The 17195-nt window shown below is 28.1% G+C and carries 19 protein-coding genes; 9 read left to right on the top strand and 10 right to left on the bottom strand.

Translation table 11 applies throughout. The annotated features are described in order from the left end of the window. Positions 1-6: 6 nt before the first annotated feature. Both hemW and ruvC read right to left on the bottom strand, forming a co-directional pair. Complete coding sequence (gene hemW, locus KI686_RS06425; protein ID WP_237588446.1) at positions 7-1134, bottom strand: radical SAM family heme chaperone HemW; 1128 nt, start codon at positions 1132-1134, stop codon at positions 7-9. Beyond that, entirely contained in the window at positions 1134-1688 is a 555-nt protein-coding gene (gene ruvC, locus KI686_RS06430) for a crossover junction endodeoxyribonuclease RuvC (protein ID WP_237588447.1), read from the bottom strand. Before ruvC ends, hemW begins: the two co-directional genes overlap by 1 nt. A gap of 62 nt (positions 1689-1750) precedes the next feature. Between ruvC and KI686_RS06435 the strand changes: the two genes are divergently transcribed. Then, a complete protein-coding gene (locus KI686_RS06435; protein ID WP_237588448.1) occupies positions 1751-2668 on the top strand; it encodes a hypothetical protein in 918 nt (305 codons plus the stop codon). Continuing rightward, entirely contained in the window at positions 2665-3813 is a 1149-nt protein-coding gene (locus KI686_RS06440; protein WP_237588449.1) for a glycosyltransferase family 2 protein, read from the top strand. Before KI686_RS06435 ends, KI686_RS06440 begins: the two co-directional genes overlap by 4 nt. 388 nt (positions 3814-4201) lie before the next feature. Here KI686_RS06440 and mnmC2 read toward each other — a convergent pair whose 3' ends face one another. Genes mnmC2 through KI686_RS06455 form a run of 3 tightly spaced genes read right to left on the bottom strand, consistent with a single transcriptional unit; the run spans position 4202 to position 5794 of the window. Continuing rightward, the gene (gene mnmC2, locus KI686_RS06445; protein ID WP_237588450.1) at positions 4202-4861 is read right to left on the bottom strand and encodes a tRNA (5-methylaminomethyl-2-thiouridine)(34)-methyltransferase MnmC2; all 660 of its coding nucleotides are present in this window, start codon (positions 4859-4861) and stop codon (positions 4202-4204) included. Positions 4862-4864: 3 nt separating this feature from the next. After that, entirely contained in the window at positions 4865-5287 is a 423-nt protein-coding gene (locus tag KI686_RS06450) for a hypothetical protein (protein WP_237588451.1), read from the bottom strand. After that, entirely contained in the window at positions 5288-5794 is a 507-nt protein-coding gene (locus KI686_RS06455) for a DUF4920 domain-containing protein (RefSeq protein WP_237588452.1), read from the bottom strand. It lies immediately after the preceding gene. Positions 5795-5915: 121 nt separating this feature from the next. On the opposite strand from KI686_RS06455, the gene KI686_RS06460 reads away from it, so the two are divergent. Continuing rightward, positions 5916-6971: a branched-chain amino acid aminotransferase gene (locus tag KI686_RS06460; protein WP_237588453.1), complete on the top strand. Its 1056-nt coding sequence runs from the start codon at positions 5916-5918 to the stop codon at positions 6969-6971. A 116-nt stretch (positions 6972-7087) separates the two neighbouring features. Next, a complete protein-coding gene (locus KI686_RS06465; protein WP_237588454.1) occupies positions 7088-7696 on the top strand; it encodes a MarC family protein in 609 nt (202 codons plus the stop codon). Positions 7697-7703: 7 nt separating this feature from the next. On the opposite strand, the gene KI686_RS06470 is transcribed toward KI686_RS06465, so the two are convergent. Further along, positions 7704-8090, bottom strand: a complete 387-nt coding sequence (locus KI686_RS06470; RefSeq protein WP_237588455.1) for a pyrophosphohydrolase domain-containing protein — start codon at positions 8088-8090, stop codon at positions 7704-7706. Positions 8091-8269: 179 nt separating this feature from the next. Here KI686_RS06470 and KI686_RS06475 point away from each other — a divergent pair, with 179 nt between their 5' ends. The 3 genes from KI686_RS06475 to KI686_RS06485 all read left to right on the top strand — a co-directional run bounded on the left by KI686_RS06475 (position 8270) and on the right by KI686_RS06485 (position 12619). Further along, on the top strand, positions 8270-8476 hold the full coding sequence (locus KI686_RS06475) for a hypothetical protein (RefSeq protein WP_237588456.1): 207 nt from the start codon (positions 8270-8272) through the stop codon (positions 8474-8476). A gap of 103 nt (positions 8477-8579) precedes the next feature. Then, the gene (locus KI686_RS06480) at positions 8580-11666 is read left to right on the top strand and encodes a T9SS type B sorting domain-containing protein (RefSeq protein ID WP_237588457.1); all 3087 of its coding nucleotides are present in this window, start codon (positions 8580-8582) and stop codon (positions 11664-11666) included. Continuing rightward, positions 11663-12619, top strand: coding sequence for a PorP/SprF family type IX secretion system membrane protein (locus KI686_RS06485; protein ID WP_237588458.1), 957 nt, complete (start codon positions 11663-11665; stop codon positions 12617-12619). The genes KI686_RS06480 and KI686_RS06485 overlap by 4 nt, the downstream gene beginning before the upstream one ends. Positions 12620-12621: 2 nt before the next feature. Here KI686_RS06485 and KI686_RS06490 read toward each other — a convergent pair whose 3' ends face one another. Continuing rightward, entirely contained in the window at positions 12622-13179 is a 558-nt protein-coding gene (locus tag KI686_RS06490) for a DNA-3-methyladenine glycosylase I (protein WP_237588459.1), read from the bottom strand. A gap of 96 nt (positions 13180-13275) precedes the next feature. Between KI686_RS06490 and KI686_RS06495 the strand changes: the two genes are divergently transcribed. Beyond that, the gene (locus KI686_RS06495; protein WP_237588460.1) at positions 13276-13710 is read left to right on the top strand and encodes a DUF6146 family protein; all 435 of its coding nucleotides are present in this window, start codon (positions 13276-13278) and stop codon (positions 13708-13710) included. On the opposite strand, the gene KI686_RS06500 is transcribed toward KI686_RS06495, so the two are convergent. Beyond that, a complete protein-coding gene (locus KI686_RS06500) occupies positions 13703-14197 on the bottom strand; it encodes a dihydrofolate reductase (RefSeq protein ID WP_237588461.1) in 495 nt (164 codons plus the stop codon). The two genes, KI686_RS06495 and KI686_RS06500, sit on opposite strands and share 8 nt — an antisense overlap. Positions 14198-14499: 302 nt before the next feature. On the opposite strand from KI686_RS06500, the gene KI686_RS06505 reads away from it, so the two are divergent. Further along, a complete protein-coding gene (locus KI686_RS06505) occupies positions 14500-14796 on the top strand; it encodes an isoamylase early set domain-containing protein (protein ID WP_237588462.1) in 297 nt (98 codons plus the stop codon). Between the two features lie 49 nt (positions 14797-14845). On the opposite strand, the gene KI686_RS06510 is transcribed toward KI686_RS06505, so the two are convergent. Both KI686_RS06510 and KI686_RS06515 read right to left on the bottom strand, forming a co-directional pair. Further along, a complete protein-coding gene (locus tag KI686_RS06510) occupies positions 14846-15670 on the bottom strand; it encodes a thymidylate synthase (protein ID WP_237588463.1) in 825 nt (274 codons plus the stop codon). A gap of 114 nt (positions 15671-15784) precedes the next feature. Continuing rightward, a complete protein-coding gene (locus KI686_RS06515) occupies positions 15785-17179 on the bottom strand; it encodes a NupC/NupG family nucleoside CNT transporter (protein ID WP_237588464.1) in 1395 nt (464 codons plus the stop codon). Positions 17180-17195 lie beyond the last annotated feature (16 nt).

Consider the following 17195-nt stretch of genomic DNA (forward strand, 5'->3'; position numbering starts at 1 on the left):
AATTGCTTAGCTTATCATAAATAAATCAGAAGCAATTCCGTCTGTTAAAAATTGGCCTTTTTCAGTAGCTTTTAAAATTTGGCTTTCAATATACAACAAATCTTGTTTAATAAATTTGTCTGATTGCTTTTCTAAATAAATTCTATATTTTTCGCCAAAATCTTTTTTTACTTTGTGCAAAGAAACTCCCCAAATTGTTCTTAAACCCGTCATAACATACTCATTATAGCCATCTGTTTTGGTTAAAGTTTCTCTTTCTATTGGCAACTTTTTTTCTTGAATATATTTTATGTATTTAGAATTGTTGTTAATATTCCAACTTCGTTGAACACCATTAAAAGAATGTGCAGACGGACCAATACCTAAATACGATTTACCTAACCAATAAGAAGAATTATTTTTACTAAAAAAACCTTCTTTACCAAAGTTAGATAACTCATAATGCACAAAATTGGCTTTTTTTAATTCTTCTGTTAAAATAATAAATTGCTCTTGTGCCTTTGCATCATCTACATTTTTAATCTTTCCTTTTTTAATTAATGTATCTAAAGCTGTTTTTTCTTCTACCGTTAAAGCATAACTAGAAATATGTGGCACACCAAAACTCAAAGCAGTTTGTATGTTTGTTCTCCATTCTTCATTAGTACAATCCGGAATTCCGTAAATTAAATCTAAGGAGATATTATTAAAATATTGCGTTGCAAATTCTAAACATTTTTTTGCTTCGGATGCATTATGTGCTCTATTCATCAGTTTTAAATCTTTCCCAAAAAAAGATTGTATACCAATACTTAATCTATTGATGGATGTTTTAGAAAGCTCGATAATTTTTTCTTCGGATAAATCATCTGGATTTGCTTCTAAAGTAATTTCTGGATTTGCTACAACAGTATTATTTTTATAAACAGCACTAATTAACAACTCAATTTCATCAATATTTAAAACAGACGGAGTTCCGCCACCAAAGTAAATAGTTTCTATAATTTCATTTTGCAATTCATCTTTTCTGATTTCCATTTCCTTTATCAAAGCAGAAATCATAGGTTCTTTTTTCTTTAAAGAAGTAGAAAAATGAAAATCACAGTAAAAACAAGCTTGTTTACAAAATGGTATGTGAATATAAATTCCAGCCATTATTTTTTAACTCGTTTTTCATTTTGCTTTACAAAACTAGCCCAACCTGTATAGCTTTTTCCGGCTACAATTTTACCCGAATTGTAAAAATGACAAACTGCTGCCGCTAAACCATCTGTAGCGTCTAAATTTTTAGGTAATGTTTTTAAATTTAAAAGCGATTTTAACATCATTGCAACTTGCTCTTTACTTGCTGTTCCTTTTCCTGTAATTGCCATTTTAATTTTTCTTGGCGCGTATTCTGTTACAGGAATTTCTCTAGATAAACCCGCTGCCATAGCAACTCCTTGCGCTCTACCTAATTTTAACATCGATTGTACATTTTTACCAAAAAAGGGTGCTTCTAAAGCAATTTCATCCGGATGATACGTATCTATTAACTCTATAGTACGCTCAAAAATGAGTTTTAACTTTAAATAATGATCGTCGTACTTTTTCAACATCAATTCATTCATTTGAATAAATTCCATCTTTTTACCTACAACTTTTATAATACCAAACCCCATTATTGAAGTTCCTGGGTCAATTCCTAAAATGATTTTTTCTGTCATCAATTTTAACGTTCTTTGTAATAATGTACAACTCGTTAACTTACAAAACTAAACAATTCTTTTGGTTGATACTTAAACTATCGATTGTTATTGGTTGTACTTACTTTATTTATCTAAGATTAGGTAAAAATGAGCAATTATTTTTTTCTGATTTTTATCAAAAATTGAGTAAAAACAACATTTTTTCTTTTAAAACCGCTTTTATTTTATTTATTTTTTCTTTTTTAAACTGGTTTTTAGAAATTTTAAAATGGAAATATCTTGTTGGTTTTCTTAAAAAAATATCTTTTTACAAAGCTGCAAAACAAAGTTTAGCTTCTTTAACTACTTCTTTAATTACACCAAACAGAATTGGAGAATATGGTGCAAAAGCAATATATTTTAATAAAAATGATAGAAAAAAAATCTTAGGATTAAATTTTGTGGGTAACTTTTATCAAATGTTAATGACCTTATTTTTTGGAGTTATCGGATTTAGTTATTTTTCTTTTTTACATAAAGTTGAAATTAACTTTCCACAAATTTTTATTATTTTTCTAACAATATTTATTGCAATTACAGCCTTTTTTTTAATTATAAAACGTTTTAATTTAGGTGAATTATATTTTAAAAAAGTTAGAAATTTTACAAAGAAAATTCCGTTATCTTTAAATATAAAAGTCAGTTTTTTATCGTTTTTACGTTTCGTGGTTTTCTCACATCAGTTTTACTTTTTATTGATAATCTTTACTGTTAATATTTCTTATTTAGAGGCTATTTCTGCAATTACATCTGTTTATTTAATTGCTTCTATAATACCAATGTTGTCTTTATTTGATGTTGTTTTAAAAAGTTCTGTAGCTATTTGGGTTTTCTCTTTTTTTAATGCAGAACCACTTACTATTTTATCTATAACTACTTTAATGTGGATTCTTAATTTTGTTTTACCAGCAATTATTGGTTGTTATTTTGTGCTAACTTTTAAACCTAATTTTGTAAAATGATTGGGTTCTTAATTTTAGTTTTTACATTGTATGCAATTCTAATTATTGCACTTTCTTATGGTTTTAATAAGGTTGATGAATATAAATTGAATGATGATTTAGAAACAAATTCTTTTTCTGTGATAATTCCTTTTAGAAATGAAGCTAAAAACTTACCCAATTTATTAAGTTCTATTTCTAAAATTAATTATCCTAACAATTTGGTTGAATTTATTTTAGTTGATGATGATTCTACTGATAATTCGGTTGATGTTATTAATACTTTTTGTCAGGTTAAGCGTAGCCGAAACCTAAAACCTCTCGACTGCGCTCGAAGAGACATTTTTAAAATTATAAAAAACAACAGAACTTCTAATTCGCCCAAAAAAGATGCTATTACAACTGCTATTTTACAAGCAAAACACAATTGGATTGTTACTACTGATGCAGATTGTATTTTACCAAAAAACTGGCTAAACACATTAGATAATTTTATTGAAGAAAACAATCCTAAAATAGTTGTTGCACCTGTAAATTATAATGTTAAAAACAATTTTTTAGAGCAATTTCAATTGCTCGATTTTTTAAGTATGCAAGGCACTACTGTTGGTGGTTTTGGTATTAATTTTCCTTTTTTGTGCAATGGAGCAAATTTAGCTTACAAAAAAGATGAATTTTTAAAATTAGATGGTTTTAACGGAAATAATTTAATTGCTAGTGGCGATGATATTTTTCTATTTGAAAAATTTTTAAATGATGATAAAAAAGGTGTACAATATTTAAAATCTACAGAAGCAATTGTTACTACTTTTCCTGTAAAAAGTTGGACAGATTTGCTAAATCAAAGAACAAGATGGGCCGCAAAATCTAGCCATTTTAATTCTCTTAGTGTAAAACTAATTGGTTTATTGGTTTTACTTACTAATTTTTTAGTTCTTTATTATTTGTGGTTTGGTAGTTTTAAGGTGTTTTTTATTCCGTTTATTTTAAAAATGATAATTGACTTGTGCTTGTTTCTACCAACAATTAAATTTTTTAAAATAAAAAACAACTTTTTTAAATGGTATATTTTAGCAAGCTTATTGTATCCTTTTTTTAGTATTCTTGTTATTTTAAAATCTATTTTTTTTAAATATAATTGGAAAGGAAGGAATTTTAAAAAATAGGTTTTCTATAAGTAAGCAAATAAGTTTAGCCCTGATTGAACGACCTGTTTGAGCTCTTTTTTTATGCCAAACTAAATGCTGTAATATGCTTTAATAATTAATAGACTTTAAAAAAAGACAAAATGCTAAAATAAAATGATACATAAAAAAAAGCGAGTAGTGAAAGCAGGAAATAGCTTCTAAAATAAGGCATGCATAATATCTTCTGCTTTAAACCAAAGGATTAAAACAAACGCCAAAAGTATAACTAACAAAAGACCTTTTGTTGGTTTTGTTTTTTTCTGTCTTCCAAATTTTCTCTTAAACTCCATTTTGTATAATTTTTGTTTTTTCTTGACACAAATTTAGTCAATCAAACTAAATTTTTAATAGTAATAATTGGTTGCTGCTACAATGTTTTTTTGGTTGCTCTTAACATTTCTCTTTTTCCTGGAGGACCTGGCAATCTTTCTACTGTAAAACCAACTTCTTGCATAGCTCTTCTAACGCTTCCTTTTGCAGAATACGTAACTAAAATTCCGTTTTCTTTTAAGGCTTCAAACATTTTTTTAAAAATTTCTACGGTCCATAGTTGAGGTTGAACACGTGCGCCAAAAGCATCAAAATAAATTAAATTAAAGGTATTTTTATCTTCTATATCTTCAAAAAACTGTTTTCTTTTTGTTAAAGAAAAAGTACTAGAAATCTTATTTTTTTCTTCCCAAGAAACTTGGTGAATTTTATTAAAAAAAGCGCTTTCTTTTTCTGCATTTAAAATAGAAATGAAATTCATTTTTTCTACCTCATCTGCAGTTACCGGATAAGCTTCTACACCTACATAATTTATATTTCTTTTAGCTTCTAAAAAGGTTATAAAACAATTTAAACCTGTACCAAAACCTATTTCTAAAATAGAAACTTCTTCTGCTTCAACTAATTTTAATCCACTATTTATAAAAACATGATAAGACTCGTTAATAGATCCATTTTTAGAGTGATATTGCTCGTTTAATTCTGGTAAATTAATGGTTGTAGAACCGTCTGAGGTTATTAAAATTTCTCTTTTCATATCTTATTTAATCAATAATTTTTTAATTTTAGGTATAGGACCTACACAAGTAGTTTGATGACAAACTATACAACTATTAATTGCGTTATTATGATTGATAATAAGTGAATCTTTAGAGGTATTAAAAACCTTTTTAAAACTGTTTAAATAAAAATCTGAAAAGGTATTAAAAGTAGGATTTCTATTTGATGGATCTGTTAATTGAGCTGTATGAATGTTTAAAAATTCTGCTGGAAATTCGTTTGGTTTTTCTCCTTGTAAAATAAGCTGTTTATTTTCTAAATTTTTAGCATACATTTTAAGCATTAAAGCAGCCATTTCTGACTGCTTTGGTTTTTTACTTTCTATTATAATTATTTTTTTGGGAGTTTCTTTTTTACAAGAAAAAACCGCAATCAATAAAAAGAAAACAATTATTTTTTGCATTTATTTTTTCATTAAAACACCATCTGCCTCAAAAGCAAAATCTATTTTAGATTCTGTTATTGCTGCAATTTCTTCTTCAGTTTTACCTGCATCTTGTGCATAATGTTGTAATTCTTCTACAGATGTTTCTTTTACAAATGCCTTACCGTTTACCACAACTTCTCTTCCTTTAGAGTCTAAAGGCATAAAAAAACCATAGTCTTTAAAACGTACAAAAGTTGTTTTATCTTCTGCTAAAGGTAACTTCATCCAACATCCTTTTTTAGGACAAACATCTTCTATACTCGATGTAAATTTTACATCTAAAGTGTCTCCTACTTTTAAATCTTTAAATTTAGCTAATAATTTCTCTGATGAAATTGCATCGTCTAAAGTAATTTTTTCTCCAAAAGAATCGTAAACAACTTCTTGTTTTGGTTCTACGGCTTCTCTAGTTTCTTTTTTAGACTCTTTGCATGCTGTAAATGCAAGTATAGTAACTAAACAAATTTGTGCTAAATATTTCATCTCTTGTAGGTTTGGATTGTTTAACACAAAAGTAAGTATTTCAAGTAATAAAACCAATGATTTGTTCTATGGATACGAGCAATAATTTATGTACATTTGCTATTCAATTTAAACAACTCAAATGAAATCTAGTATAGAAATTCAACGTATAGAAAAATCGAAGATCGATTCTGTAGATTTTAATAACTTACCTTTTGGTAGTGTATATTCTGACCACATGTTAGAATGTGATTTTGTAAATGGAGAATGGCAAACACCTGTAATTAAGCCATATTCTCCTATTTCTTTAGATCCTGCTGCAAAAATTTTCCACTACGGTCAATCTATTTTTGAAGGGATGAAAGCTTACAAAGATGATAAAGGAAATACAATGTTATTTAGACCTTTAGACAACTGTAAACGTTTAAACAAATCTGCTGAAAGATTAGTGATACCTCAAATTCCTGAAGAGCTTTTTATGGAAGGTTTAAAAAAATTACTTGAGGTAGATGACGCTTGGATTCCTACAAATGAAGGAAGCTCTTTATACATAAGACCTTTTATGTTTGCTTCTGGTATTGGTTTTCATGCATCTCCTGCAAATGAGTATAAGTTTATAATTTGTTCTGCGCCTTCTGGTGCTTATTTTTCTGGAAAGGTAAAAGTTTTAATTGAAGAAAAATATGCACGTGCTGCTAATGGAGGTGTTGGTTTTGCTAAAGCGGGTGGAAATTATGCTGCTCAGTTTTATCCAACTCAATTAGCTATAGAAAAAGGTTACAACCAAGTTATTTGGACGGATGATAATACACATGAATATATAGAAGAAGCTGGTGCAATGAATATCTTTGTAAGAATAAACGATACTTTAATTACAAGCCCTACTAATGATAGAATTTTAGATGGTATAACTCGTAAGAGTATTATTAAAATAGCAGAAGATTCTAATATAGATGTAGAAGTTAGAAAAATTACGGTTTCTGAAGTTATTGCCGCGGCACAAAGTGGTAATTTAAAAGAAATGTTTGGTGCAGGTACTGCTGCTGTAATTTCTCCAATTTCTGGTTTTGGCTATCAAGGAACGGATTATGATTTACCTGAATTAGAAAATTCTTTTGCTAAAAACTTAAAGAAAACTATTACAGATATACAAACAAACAAAACAGAAGACCCTTACGGTTGGCGAGTAATACTTTAATCTAAAAAAATAAATCATTATTTATAAAAGCTTTAAGGTACTAACTTTAAAGCTTTTATTTTTTATATATTTACTGTTATACACATTATCTCTCTAATTTAAAAAAACAAAAATTAATGGCATCAATAATTACTCAAATATTCTTTTTAATAGCTGTTTTAGACCCTATTGGTTCTGTACCTGTTTATTTAGAAGCTACAAAAGAACTAAATAAAGTAGAAAAAAAGAAAGTTGCAGTAAGAGCTGCTGTAGTTGCTTTTTTAATTTTATTATTTTTTATAGTAATTGGTCAATTTATTTTAGAAGGAATGTCTATTACTTTAGATGCTTTTCAAATATCTGGAGGTGTTATTTTATTTCTTTTTGCTATTACTATGATTTTTGGTGATGGAAAACCAGAAAAAGAGAAAAGTCAAATTACAGATTATAGACATGTTACTATTTTTCCTGTAGCAATTCCTTCAATTGCTTCTCCTGGTGCAATTATGGCTGTAGTTTTACTAACAGATAATCATCTTTATTCTATAGACAAACAAATACTTACTTCTTTTCTTGTATTAATTGTAATAGCTTTAACAGCTGTTTTATTACTAATTGCAAATAGAGTACAAGAAAAAATAGGTAGTTACGGTATTACTGTAATTAGTAAAATTATGGGATTAATTCTTGCTTCTTATGCAGTACAAAGTATTTTAAGCGGAATAAGTGGATATTTTATTAAATAACCCAATATTAACTTTCTAAAATAGCTTTAATATTAGGTTTAAAGTAATTTGGTCCTTTTAGCACTTTACCATCTTCTCTGTAAATAGGTTTACCATTTTCGCCTAATTTACTCATATTACTGCGCTGAATTTCATTAAAAACTTCTTCTATTTTATCTTGCATACCATGCTCTATAATAGTACCACATAAAATATAAAGCATATCTCCTAAAGCATCTGCTACCTCAACCAAATCATTGTTATTTGCAGCCTCTAAATACTCTTCATTTTCTTCTTTCATTAGATCAAAACGAAGTTTATTTCTGTCTTCACCTATATTTGCAATAGGTTTTGTATTTATATTTACCTTAAAAGATGTGTGAAATTCTGTAACTGCTTTTATCTTATTTTTCATTTATATAATTAAATTAATCTACTTTTATTTTTAAATACGTTTTAGAAGATACTTTAAAAACTATGTTTATCTACTTTTAAAATTCGTAATTTTGCTAATTAATATTGATAGTAATATATAGATTTTTTTGTACAAAATTTATATCTCCTATTCTTTTTACAACTAATAAAAATTAGAAAATGTTTTTAAGCGCTTATTTTTCAACAGGTAGAATTATCTTTATGTGTTTTTTTATTATTGCATTTATTGCTTTAATGATTTACAGTTATAGAAAAGATATTAAAAACCACGAACGTTACTATAAAAATGCAGGTAAAAAAGTATTAATATACGGTGGGCTAATTATTGCTGTTTTTGTCGCTATCAGAATTTTGGCAGGTAACTAGACCCTATATTTGCACTTTTAACCTCAAAAAAAACAAAAAATTACATTTTTCTTAAAATTATAACTATATTAGTATATTAAACTAAAAGTCAATATTTAATTAAATGCATTTTGTATACTTTATAAAAAACAAGTTTAAAATATTAATCTTTTTTCTATTATTTTTTCAGTTTATTAATGCTCAAGTAACCAACAATGGCTTATTAACATCAAAGGTAACTAGTTGCAATCAAGGCTATACTGTAGATAACTTGTATAAAATAAAATACAAAATAACCCTTACAAATACGAGTACAGAAGCAAGCATAAATTCTACAAATGTTATTAAAGATATTAATTTAATTAATGATTTAGAATCCATATTTGGAAACGGATGTATCTCATACAACGATCTTGAAATAGATATAATAACTACAAGTGCAAAAGACTTAATAACTGATACAGATTTTCCAGAAGAATTTACAACAACCAACAGTTTAAACAACAACTTTTTAAACGGAACATCTAAAGATATCTTTAATACAGTTTCTAAACAATTTAGTTTATACCCAAGACAATCTATAAATATTGATATCTGTGTTGCTATAAACCCTTTTTGTAATGGTAGAACAAACCCTACCCAATCTGGTTCTAATATCGATTTTGACATTACAACAAGTACCACATCCGACAACGGAGACTCTAGCGCTAATTTATTGTTAAAAGATTTTCATACTACAGAAGCAATTTTAGCAGCAGGTTTATATGTATCAAACTCAAACCCAGAAGCAAATTCAGATGGTAGCTATGATTTTAGTAATAGAGTAATTATAACCAATGAAGGTACAGAAACAGCCCAAAATATAAATTACAACATGGGTTTAGAGAGCTTTTTAGAACAAGGAATTGTATTTAAAACCATAAATATTACTCAGGTTTCTGGTCCAACTGCTAAAATTAACACCAATTTTAATGGAGACACTAATACAACTTTATTAGATGCTAATCAATCTTTAGCAGCAAGAGAAACTATAATTTTAGAGATAAATGCATCAATAGATAAAACACCAACTATTTCTATAGGTTTCGATCAATTAGAAACTTCTCAAACACAAGGAGATTTAGATAATTTTGATGAATCAACCGATCAATACAAGCGTAAATATTCTTATGTACTTTGGTCTGATAATTTAGGAAATCATTTAGATCGTTATTACATTTCTAATTCTGAAACAGAATCTGTTTCCTCTTCTCAACAGTGTAGTTGCCAAGTTGCTAATATGAAATTTGAATTTAATACTTCTTCTACTGTTGAAAAATTGATATCTGACACAGATTTTGCTCCAAACGGAATCATTCAACATCAAAAAATTACATTTCAAATTACATTAACAAATACAAGTGATGAGGTAGAATTAAAAGACCTTCAATTAGAAGACAATTTAAATGCTATCTGTAATGATATTGCTGTAATTGATGTTAGCACTCCTTTTATTCAGAACTCAAATGCAACTTCAAACCCAGTAATAAACACAAGTTACAATGGCAAAACAGACATTAATTTTTTTGATGGAAATTCTGGACTTTTAAAAAAAGATGAATTTGTTACTGTTGAATTTTCGGTAGTTTTTAATAATGAATGTGATGGCTTTAATACGGCTAATTTTTCTGCAAAAGATCCATTAGACAATATAGTAAACTCTAGTAATAACGTACAAGTTAACACCAATTCAGACTTAGATAATGATAGTGATGGAATTACAGATAGTAATGATATTGATGATGATAATGACACCATTCTAGATATAGATGAATATAATGGTTTAGCTGATCCTATAGGTGATCATGATGGCGATTTTATCCCTAATTATAAAGACATCGATTTTGGTGAAGATTCTAATGCAGATGGTATAATAGATGTTTTTGATTTTGATTTAGACGGTGTTCCAAATCATTTTGATTTAGATAGCGATAATGACGGAATTTTAGATATTGTAGAAGCAGGAAACAAATCTGTTGACATCAACAATGATGGTGAAACAGATAATGAAGTTGGCATTAACGGACTTGATAATACCGTTGAAACGGATGATACCGATACTGCTTCAATAACCTACACAATACCTAATACAGATGAAAATGATAATTTTAATTTTTTAGATATTGATGCAGACGGAGATGGAATTGTAGATAATATAGAAGGTCAACCAACATTTAGCTACATTCCTCCTAATAACACAGTTACTATTGATGGTATAGATACTGCTTACAACAATGAAATTAAAGGAATTTTACCTGTAGACACAGATAATGATGGAATTTATGATTTTATAGATACAAATTCCGACAACGACACAAGAGATGATTTTATTGAAGGTTGGGATATAAATAATGACGGAATTGAAGAAATAATAGCTCTAAATATAGATGTTGATAATGATGGTTTAGATGATGCTTATGATAATGACAAAAGCAGTGCAAATCCTACAAACAATCAAACCCCTTTAGATTTTCCTAATATTGATACACCTGATGGAGATAAAGATGATCTTGACAGAGACTGGAGAGAAATACCTCCAGTTTATGTTACTATAGATAATGTTTCTGTTACAGAAGGAGATTTACTGACATTTAACATATCATTAGTTAGAAACAACCAATTAACTACGAGTGCAACACCTGTAGAAATTAGCTTATTTACATCAGATGGCACAAGTACAACAAACACTTCTAATACAGCAATGGCTTCTTTTGATTATTTAGAAAAAACAAGTTCTATTGCCATCCTTCCGTCTACTAGCAGTGCCACATTTTCTATAGAATCTATAGATGATAATTTTTACGAATTAAACGAGTTCTTTTCTTTAAACTTAAATATAACATCTACAAACACAAGAAACAAAATAGTAAATGGTATTGGTACTTTAATTGATAATGATAAGTTACCCAACTTATTTTCTCCTAACGGAGACGGACTTAGTGATGTTTTTAAAATAGATGAAATTAGCAATTATCCCAATTTTAAGATAATTATAATAGACCGTTGGGGAAGCGAGGTTTACAACTACAATAATAACGGTAATTTCAATCCTATTTGGTGGGATGGCACCTATAATAACAAACCGGTTATTGAAGGCGTGTATTATTACACAATTGATTTTAATGATGGTTTTACACCTCCTAAAAAAGGTTTTATTCAATTAATTAGATGATGCGAGAAAATCAATCAAAAAAACATAGAAATAGATATTTACAATATCTTTTTTGCATCTTTTTAGTTACTTTTTTAAGTAAAGTAATGCATGCGCAACAAGCACCGCATTACACTCAATATTTATACAATATGCAAATATTGAATCCTGCGTTTGTTGGTTCTAAGTCAGATTTAAGTATTTCTTTATTATCAAGACAACAATGGATTGGTATAGAAGGTGCACCAGAAACAACAACATTTTCTATAGGCGGAAGAACAATTGCTGGTTTTGGGCTAGGTGCTACTTTTATAAAAGATAAAATAGGCTTAACAACTAGTACAAATTTAAATATAGATGCCTCTTACACTGTTGCAACATCTAATTACGGAAGAATATCTTTTGGCTTAAAAGGTGGTTTAACTTTTTTTAATAATAATTTAGCCAATGCTATTACACCAGACAACGAAGTTTATGCTTCTACAGAAGGTAATTTTCCTAATATTGGTTTTGGTGGTTTATTTTACAATAAAAACTTTTTTATAGGCTTATCTGTACCTAATTTATTAAAATCCAATCAATTTAAAACTCTAGATAACTTAAACAATAATAACGGTATTAGTAATACAAATTACTTTATAACATCTGGTTATGTTTTTAATTTGTCAGATAATTTAAAGTTAAAACCATCAACTATGGTAAAGTACACAACTTCTTTACCTATTTCTGTAGATATTAACTCTAATTTAATTTATAAAGATAAAATTGAAACAGGTTTATCTTATCGTTATCAGAATTCTGTAAGTGCTTTATTTGCTATCATTATAAATAAAAAATACAGAGTTGGCTATTCTTATGATTACACTTTAGCAGAATACGGCAGTAATTTAAGTTCTCATGAGATCATCATTCGTTTTGATTTAGACTTAAACAGAAGTTCTCACTGGCTATTTCATAACCGTTGCTTTTTTTAAAATTACCTAGAATACCTAAAACAATCTGTAGTATGATCGTTTACCATACCAATTGCTTGCATAAAAGCATAAATCACTGTAGAACCAACAAATTTAAAACCTCTTTTTTTTAAATCTTTAGAAATTTTATCGGATAACTCTGTTGTTGCAGGAAACTCTTCTCTTGTTTTAAAATGATTTATAATTGGCTTATGGTTTACATAAGACCAAATAAATTTAGAAAAAGAACCAAACTCTTGCTGAATTTCTATAAATAACTGTGCATTTATAATTGCACTTTTTATTTTTAATTTATTTCTAATAATACCGGCATCTTGCAATAAAGACTCGTATTTACTTTCTGAGTATTCAGCTATTTTTTGATATTCAAAATCATCAAAAGCTTGCCTAAAATTTTCTCGCTTATTAAGAATTGTAATCCAACTTAAACCAGCCTGAAAAGTTTCTAAAATTAAAAACTCAAACAACGTTTTATCATCATAAACAGGTTTTCCCCATTCATTATCATGATAATCTTGATACAACTTACTATCTGTTACCCAAAAGCACCTATTTTTCATTTATTAAATTTAAGTGAGTAAAATAATGTTAAATCATTTAAAACTCATTATATTTTGGAATAATTTTTGCAACTTTACTTTCTAAACACTCTAATTATGAAGCTTTTAAAATACATATTTATTTCTTTTTCTTTAGCCTTTCTTTTTTGGGCTTGCGCATCTACACCTACAAAAACTACATCAACAGAAAAAGAAGAACCAGTTGTAATTGCTAATGATAGTTTAGAGTATCAAATTATAATTATAGATCCTGGTTTTACCTCTTTTTTAAACTCCATAGCACAACCTGAAGGTTTCTATTCGCAAAGTTATTTAGAAGCTAGAAATAATGTTTGGGTTTTAGAATGGAATAATAGAGTAAGATCTCCTTTTAGATATAATAGCAATATTTACGAAAACATAATCGATTACCAACCAACTATAGATTATGGTTACGAAGTTAATTATAAACTGTTTAATTATTTTTTGTTTGCACAACAAAAATATAAAATGAGTTTAGGTGGTGGTTTTAGAACCAATAGAATTAACTAAGCTTTCGTTTAAACTGAACAAAACTATAATCAAATTTATTTTTTTCATCTGCTTTAAAATCTTCTCTCTTAACTTCTTTCCATACTTTAAAGTCAATTTCTGGAAAAAAAGCGTCTGCCTCAAATTGATAATGTACTAATGTTAAATCTAAAGTATCTGGTATATTATTTTCTATAGCATATTTATAAATTTGAGCTCCGCCAATTATAAAAATTTGCTCATCTTCTTTTGCCATTTCAATTGCCTCTTCTAAACTATGTGCAATTAAACAACCATCTTTAAAATATTCTTTATTTCTGGTTATTATTATTGTTGTTCTATTTGGTAAAGGTTTACCTATAGATTCAAACGTATTTCTACCCATTAAAATATGATGACCAGAAGTAATTTTTTTAAACCTCTTTAAATCTTCTGGTAAATGCCAAATTAAATCGTTGTCTTTTCCTAACGCATTATTTTTTGCTATTGCTGCTATAATTGTAACCATTTGTACTCATTCATTTTATGCAAAATTACAGTAAATGTTCCACCATTTGATGATTTACGATTAATTTACAACATTTTTTCTTTTAACGAATACGTTTTCGTTAGCAAAAACCCTGAAAATCAATGCGAGAGCAATTATACTGTTTTAAAAATATTTTAATTTACTTCTGTTTTTATTTTGATAAATTAATATTTTGAGTTATCTATTTATCAAACTGACAATTCTTTAAAAATATTATAAAATAATGATTGTAAGTAAATACAACTTAATTAAATTTACTTAAACTTTTGAATAGAAAAATTATGGCAATTAAAAAACAATTTTTAAAAAGTAAACCAGTTTGTAAAGTAACTTTTACTGTACCAGCTGAAGAAGCTAAAAATGTTTCAGTAGTTGGATGTTTTAATGAATGGGATGTAGAAGCAATGCCTCTTAAAAAACTAAAAAATGGTTCTTTTAAAGGAACTGTAGATTTAGAAACAGAAAAATCATATGAATTTAGATATGTTATTGATGGCGAATATACAAATGAGCCAGATGCAGACAGTACTGTATGGAGTGATTTTGCTTCTGCCGATAATAGTGTTTTAGATTTATAATAAATATAAAAAGAGCTTTCAAAATAAATGAAAGCTCTTTTTTATTTTACTAAACAGCAACTGCTCCTTTTATATGAGGATGCGGGTTATAATCTAACAAAGTAAAATCTTCGAAAGTAAAATCTTCGATATTTTTTATTGATGGATTTATTTTCATCTTTGGTAACGCTCTTATATCTCTAGACAATTGCAACTCTAATTGTTCTTTATGATTATTATAGATATGAGCATCACCAAAAGTATGGATAAATTCTCCTGCTTCATATCCGCATACTTGCGCAATCATCATAGTAAATAATGCGTAAGATGCAATATTAAATGGTACACCTAAAAATATATCTGCACTTCTTTGATATAGTTGGCAAGATAATTTTCCTTCTGAAACATAAAACTGAAAAAAGGCATGACAAGGTGGTAACGCTGCTTTACCATTTGCTACGTTTTCTGAAAACGAAATAGAAGTATCTGGTAACACAGATGGATTCCATGCAGAAACCAACATTCTTCTAGAATTTGGATTTGTTTTTAATGTCTCTATCACTTCTTTTAACTGATCTACTTCATCACTATTCCAATTACGCCATTGATGACCATAGACAGGCCCTAAATCTCCATTTTCATCTGCCCATTCATTCCAAATTTTCACTCCATTTTCTTTAAGATATGTAATATTTGTATCTCCTTTAATAAACCAAAGTAATTCGTAAATTATAGATTTTAAATGCAGCTTTTTTGTAGTTACCATCGGAAAACCTTCACTTAAATCAAAACGCATTTGATAACCAAAAACACTTTTAGTTCCTGTACCTGTTCTATCTCCTTTTTCGTTTCCGTTTTCTAAAACGTGCTTTACTAAGTCATGATATTGCTTCATATTTCTTCTCTTTTATCAGGTTTTAAAAATAAAAAAAGCTTCAACCTAAAAAGATTGAAGCTAAAAATAATATTATAAAGTTATCAACTTTTTTTAAAAAGTTAGAATCTCAATTTATCCAATAATCATTCCTGCAATTGTTGCAGACATTAAAGAAGCTATTGTACCACCAATCAATGCCTTCATACCAAATTCTGATAATGTTTTTCTTTGCCCTGGAGCTAAAGAACCAATACCACCTATTTGAATACCTATAGAAGCAAAATTTGCAAAACCACATAGCATATAAGTAGCCATTATAACCGATTTATTAAACGTTAAATGTGTTGCATTAGCGGCATTTTTTAACTCTGCTAATTGTATATAACCAACAAATTCACTTGCGGCTAATTTAATACCTAATAATTGTCCCATCATAGAAATATCTACTGTTGGCACTCCTATTAACCACATTAACGGAGCAAAGATAGAACCTAAAATAAACTCTAAGGACAATGCAGAATAAGCTGTATTTTCTGCTATTATAGCATTTAATGTTGTAACATCTCCTACCCAACCTAAAATACCATTTAACATAGCTATAATTGCTACAAAAACAAGTAACATTGCACCTACATTTACTGCTAAACGAAGACCTTCTGTTGTTCCGTTTGCTATTGCATCTAATATATTAGATCCTATTTTTTCTGGCGAAACAGAAACGTCTGAATTTACTTCTTCTGTTTGTGGATACAATATTTTAGCAATTACAATTGCTCCTGGCGCTGCCATAACAGAAGCTGCCAAAAGGTGCTTTGCAAAAAGCAATTCTAACTCTTTATCTCCACCTCCTAAAAACCCTATATAAGCTGCTAATACCGCACCTGCTACGGTTGCCATACCACCAATCATAACCAACAACATTTCCGACTTATTCATTTTTTCTAAATAAGCTTTTATTAAAAGAGGAGCTTCTGTTTGTCCTAAAAAAATATTACCTGCTACAGATAAACTTTCCATACCAGAAATACCTAAAAACTTAGACAATACTATAGCTAAAACTTTAACTACTTGCTGAATAATACCTAAATAAAATAATAATGAAGTTAAAGCAGAAAAGAATATAATAGTTGGTAATACTTGAAAAGCAAATATGTAACCAAACTTATTCATATCACCAACAATACCTGCAAACAAAAACTCACTACCAGCTTTAGTGTATGCTAATATTTCTATAAAAATACCTCCTATAAATTCGAAAATAATTTGAATAAATTCTACTTTTAAAACACCAATAGCGATTAATAACTGTAATGATAAACCAATACCTACTTTTTTCCAATTTATTGCTTTCTTATTAGAACTAAATAAAAAGGCAATAACTATTAAAGAAAACATCCCTAAAGCACCTCTCCATAAACTAGTTATAGAAAAACCTTGACTTGGAACTATTTCTGAAATTGTTTCGGTATTTTGAGAAAAAATTGTAATTGATAATAAACAAAAAATAACGGTAAGTATTTTTTTCATAATTCTAATTTAATTT

The sequence above is a fragment of the Polaribacter sargassicola genome (assembly GCF_021991835.1).
GTDB classification, from domain to species: domain Bacteria; phylum Bacteroidota; class Bacteroidia; order Flavobacteriales; family Flavobacteriaceae; genus Polaribacter; species Polaribacter sargassicola.

Coding starts and splice junctions, on each gene's coding strand:
- KI686_RS06455 (WP_237588452.1), bottom strand. CDS start 5,794: ATGAAATATTTAGCACAAATTTGTTTAGTTACTATACTTGCATTTACA.
- KI686_RS06490 (WP_237588459.1), bottom strand. CDS start 13,179: ATGAAAAATAGGTGCTTTTGGGTAACAGATAGTAAGTTGTATCAAGAT.
- KI686_RS06515 (WP_237588464.1), bottom strand. CDS start 17,179: ATGAAAAAAATACTTACCGTTATTTTTTGTTTATTATCAATTACAATT.
- KI686_RS06505 (WP_237588462.1), top strand. CDS start 14,500: ATGGCAATTAAAAAACAATTTTTAAAAAGTAAACCAGTTTGTAAAGTA.
- hemW (WP_237588446.1), bottom strand. CDS start 1,134: ATGGCTGGAATTTATATTCACATACCATTTTGTAAACAAGCTTGTTTT.
- KI686_RS06450 (WP_237588451.1), bottom strand. CDS start 5,287: ATGCAAAAAATAATTGTTTTCTTTTTATTGATTGCGGTTTTTTCTTGT.
- KI686_RS06440 (WP_237588449.1), top strand. CDS start 2,665: ATGATTGGGTTCTTAATTTTAGTTTTTACATTGTATGCAATTCTAATT.
- KI686_RS06510 (WP_237588463.1), bottom strand. CDS start 15,670: ATGAAGCAATATCATGACTTAGTAAAGCACGTTTTAGAAAACGGAAAC.
- mnmC2 (WP_237588450.1), bottom strand. CDS start 4,861: ATGAAAAGAGAAATTTTAATAACCTCAGACGGTTCTACAACCATTAAT.
- KI686_RS06485 (WP_237588458.1), top strand. CDS start 11,663: ATGATGCGAGAAAATCAATCAAAAAAACATAGAAATAGATATTTACAA.
- KI686_RS06495 (WP_237588460.1), top strand. CDS start 13,276: ATGAAGCTTTTAAAATACATATTTATTTCTTTTTCTTTAGCCTTTCTT.
- KI686_RS06500 (WP_237588461.1), bottom strand. CDS start 14,197: ATGGTTACAATTATAGCAGCAATAGCAAAAAATAATGCGTTAGGAAAA.
- KI686_RS06465 (WP_237588454.1), top strand. CDS start 7,088: ATGGCATCAATAATTACTCAAATATTCTTTTTAATAGCTGTTTTAGAC.
- KI686_RS06460 (WP_237588453.1), top strand. CDS start 5,916: ATGAAATCTAGTATAGAAATTCAACGTATAGAAAAATCGAAGATCGAT.
- KI686_RS06480 (WP_237588457.1), top strand. CDS start 8,580: ATGCATTTTGTATACTTTATAAAAAACAAGTTTAAAATATTAATCTTT.
- KI686_RS06475 (WP_237588456.1), top strand. CDS start 8,270: ATGTTTTTAAGCGCTTATTTTTCAACAGGTAGAATTATCTTTATGTGT.
- KI686_RS06470 (WP_237588455.1), bottom strand. CDS start 8,090: ATGAAAAATAAGATAAAAGCAGTTACAGAATTTCACACATCTTTTAAG.